General features: G+C 36.4%; 2 protein-coding genes. Both read left to right on the top strand.

Translation table 11 applies throughout. From position 1 onward, the window contains the following. The first annotated feature begins 240 nt into the window (after positions 1-240). Positions 241-504, top strand: coding sequence for a DUF4212 domain-containing protein (locus tag CJF42_RS06845; RefSeq protein ID WP_095365966.1), 264 nt, complete (start codon positions 241-243; stop codon positions 502-504). 10 nt (positions 505-514) lie between these two features. Further along, complete coding sequence (locus CJF42_RS06840) at positions 515-2,239, top strand: sodium:solute symporter family protein (protein ID WP_095365965.1); 1,725 nt, start codon at positions 515-517, stop codon at positions 2,237-2,239. The last annotated feature ends 46 nt before the right edge of the window (positions 2,240-2,285 follow it).

Genomic DNA, 2,285 nt, shown 5'->3' with positions numbered 1-2,285 from the left:
TGAAGTGGTTTGGGTATAGTATTAATTATTTTTATAGCTTATTGGTCTTTTATAAACCTCAATATTCTAAATGTAAGACTAATGTCTGACTTCCAAGTTGTTATTTGCTTGTTATGTTTAATCCTGAATTTATATTTTAATCACATTCAAAATATTTTTTATAAATCAAAAAAAATAATATGTATTTTGAAGTGGTTGAATATTAGCGTACTTGATGAATTTTGTTAGGGGAATATGAAAATGGCTTTTAAAAATGATGAACAAGCTAAAGCATATTGGTCAGAGAATCTGTCCGTAATGTTCAAGCTTTTAGTAATTTGGTTTTTGGTATCTTTTGGTTTTGGTATTTTGTTGGTTGATGTACTAAATGAATTTAGGTTTTTTGGGTTTAAATTAGGCTTCTGGTTTTCACAACAGGGCGCAATTTACACATTTGTGGCTTTAATTATTGTTTACACAATGAAAATGAATGCGTTAGATAAAAAATACGGCGTAGACGAATAGGAGCAATATGATGGATGTTCAAACTCTCACTTTTTTAATTGTTGGTTTAAGCTTTGCACTTTATATCGGTATCGCTGTATGGGCGCGAGCGGGCTCTACCCAAGAATTTTATGTCGCAGGTGGTGGTGTACACCCATTTGCAAATGGCATGGCAACAGCAGCTGATTGGATGAGTGCTGCGTCATTTATTTCAATGGCAGGTATTATTTCATTTGCAGGTTATGATGGTGGTGTTTATTTAATGGGCTGGACCGGAGGTTATGTATTATTAGCCTTATGTTTAGCTCCTTATTTACGTAAATTTGGTAAATTTACGGTACCAGATTTTATTGGCGACCGTTATTACTCACAAACAGCGCGTACGGTGGCTGTAATTTGTGCCATCTTTATTTGTTTCACTTACATTGCTGGTCAAATGCGTGGTGTCGGTGTTGTATTCTCTCGTTTCTTAGAAGTTGAAATTGAAACAGGTGTTTATATTGGTATGGTTATTGTTTTCTTCTACGCTGTTTTAGGTGGTATGAAAGGCATTACTTATACGCAAGTTGCTCAGTATTGTATTTTAGTTTTTGCTTACTTAGTTCCGGCGGTTTTCTTATCGTTAATGATGACTGGTCATGTTTTACCACAAACAGGTTTTGGTGCTAGTTTAGCCGATGGTTCAGGTATGTATTTATTAGATAAACTAGATGGTTTGAGTACTGAACTTGGTTTTGCGCAATATACCGAAGGCTCTAAGAGCATGATTGATGTGTTTGCAATTACAGGTGCATTAATGGTGGGTACTGCAGGTTTACCCCATGTTATTGTTCGCTTTTTCACTGTTCCTAAAGTGAAAGATACACGTATTTCGGCCGCATGGACATTAATTTTTATTGCAATTGTTTATACTACAGCACCTGCATTGGCTGGTTTTGCGAGAGTAAACATGGTCGATACAATTAATGGTAAAGAGGGTTCTGGTACAGAATACGCACAAGCACCTAGTTGGATTAAAAACTGGGAAAAAACAGGTCTTATTACATTTAATGATAAGAATAACGATGGTAAAATGTTCTATTCAGCGGGTGAAATCACAGATCCTGCTAGCAAGAACGAAGTTAAAATTGACCGTGATATCATTGTATTAGCAACGCCTGAAATTGCTGACTTACCAGCATGGGTTATTGCATTAGTTGCGGCGGGCGGTATTGCTGCTGCGTTATCAACAACTGCAGGTTTATTATTAGTCATTTCTACTTCGGTTTCTCATGATTTACTCAAGCGAACCTTTATGCCTAATATTAATGATAAACAAGAGCTTAGTGCGGCAAGGTTGGCGGCAGTGGTGGCCATTACCATATCGGCATACTTTGGTATTAACCCACCAGGATTTGTAGCTTCAGTGGTTGCTTTTGCTTTTGGTTTAGCCGCGTCGAGTTTCTTTCCTGCAATTATTATGGGCATATTCTCTAAGACTATGAATAAAGAAGGTGCTATCGCAGGAATGATATCTGGTATTTTATTTACTATTGGTTATATCGTTTATTTCAAATTTATTAGCCCTGATTTAAACAGCGCTGAGAACTGGTTATTTGGTATTTCTCCAGAAGGTATTGGTCTGATTGGTATGGTTATTAACTTTGTAGTTGCTGTTGCAGTACAACAAGTAACTAAGCAAATTCCAGCGGATGTGATTGATATGGTTGATTCAATTCGTAGTCCTAAAGGTTCGGGTGATGCTCACGCTCACTAAAACAAAAGTAATATAAACAGAACATTGATTTCAATCAATAAAGCCT

Origin of the sequence: Pseudoalteromonas sp. NBT06-2 (assembly GCF_002276045.1) — a bacterium.
Lineage (GTDB): Bacteria > Pseudomonadota > Gammaproteobacteria > Enterobacterales > Alteromonadaceae > Pseudoalteromonas.
The sequence above is the reverse complement of the archived record's forward strand: the minus strand, read 5'-3'. Positions and strand labels throughout refer to the sequence as shown.